The organism is Acinetobacter sp. V2, from assembly GCF_001188385.1.
In the GTDB taxonomy this organism is placed as follows: Bacteria; Pseudomonadota; Gammaproteobacteria; order Pseudomonadales; family Moraxellaceae; genus Acinetobacter; species Acinetobacter oleivorans.
Genome location: NZ_JZFB01000001.1, coordinates 1,911,359 through 1,913,122, shown reverse-complemented (window position 1 = coordinate 1,913,122; position 1,764 = coordinate 1,911,359). Strand labels below are relative to the sequence as shown.

At 42.7% G+C, this 1,764-nt stretch carries 1 protein-coding gene; it reads left to right on the top strand.

The window, feature by feature from the left end; all coding sequences use genetic code 11:
* On the top strand, positions 1 to 1,764 hold a 1,764-nt coding region (locus tag UC75_RS20845), incomplete at both ends, for a BapA/Bap/LapF family large adhesin (RefSeq protein ID WP_228137230.1).

Below are 1,764 nucleotides of genomic sequence, written 5' to 3'. Positions count from 1 at the left end.
TAACTTGGGTACAGGTGATGTACTCGATGGTACAGACGGCTTTATCGTTGATATTATTGCGCCAGTAGTCGGCTTCACAAATGTAACTACTAATGATGATACGCCACCATTGACTGGTACGATTGATGATCCTACCGCGACTGTTGTAGTGACTGTTGATGGCTTGGACTATAATGCAACCAACAACGGTGACGGTACTTGGACGCTTGCGGACAATACACTTCCTTCATTAATCGATGGTCCACATACTGTAAGTGTAACTGCAACAGATCCTGCGGGTAATGTATCGATTCCTGCAACTGGTACGGTAACGATTAGTTCGTCTAGTATCATTGCCTTTGATAACACTGATACAGCAGTACTTGCACCTCAACCATTGCTTGTACAAGATGATGCAGCTCTAGGTAGCAAAACATACTTAGCTCTTGTGTCACTTGCTGGACTTGATTTGCAACTTGGTTCTGAAGCGATTGGCTTTACAGTTGGTGCAGGTGATGAAGGTAACGCAACCTTTACGTACAGTGCTTTAATTGGCGTAGATGCATTATCTGATTATTCTCTAGTCCTTCAGAAATTTGATACAACAACGGGGCAATGGACTTCTGTCTATGGTGGTGGCCAAGCAGACATTCTTGATCTTACTTTATTAGGTACAACTCCTAGTGTAGTGATTGATGGTTTAGAAGAAGGTCAATACCGTGCATTCATGACTTATAACGGTCTTCTAGGTATTGGTTTACTTGGTACCTTAACTGGCACAATAGATGTTTATGACACGACGCAAGTAGGTGGATACTACACTGAAGTTGCTGATGGTAACGTCATCACAGAAGTGAATGGTTCAGGTGAAGTAGACATCGTGACTCCAACAACAGTTGTGAGTGCAGTTAACGGTCAACCTGTTGTAGCAGATGGTACGATCATTAATGGTGCTTATGGTACCTTGGAGATAAATCTTGATGGTTCATACATTTATACTCCTACTGCAAGTGCAGCTGGTGTAGGTCAAACAGATGTGTTTGTCTATACATTAACTGATCCTGCAACTGGTGACACTGCTCAAGCAAATCTCAATATTCAATTGAGCTCTGTGAAAGCAGCAGACAACCTAGCAGTGGCTGAAATTAATCCAGAATCGTTGCTTGTTGCAGATGACGTAGCTCTTGGTAGTGCAAGTTACTTAGCAGCAGTTTCTCTCGCTGGTTTGAACTTACAATTACTAGGTGATGCAACCATTGCATTTAATGTGGATGCAGACCGAGAAGGTACAGCTACATTTACCTTCAGTGGACTACTCACTGCGAATGTATTAAGTGACTACTCACTAGTTGTTCAAAAATACGATGCAACTACTGGACAATGGGTATCTATTGGTGGCACTAACCCAGAAGCTTCGCTCATTGATCTATCTCTGATTGGTGGAGTAGCAACTGCTGTAGTGGATGGCTTAGAACCAGGTCAATACCGCGCATTTATCGGCTATGACGGATTGTTAGGTGTAGGTTTAGGCGGAACATTAACTGGTACGATGGATGTCTATAATCCATACATCGTGGCTGGTTACTCTGTCGAGCCAATTTCTGGCAACGTTATTAAAGATGTTGGTATCAACGGTGCAGTTGATGCTGCAACCCATGACGCTATTATCTCAACAGTTAATGGAAATGCAGTAAGTGCAACTGGTACAACTACGATTGCAGGTACTTACGGTACCTTGGTAATTGATCAAAATGGTAACTACACTTACACACCAAATGCGAATGG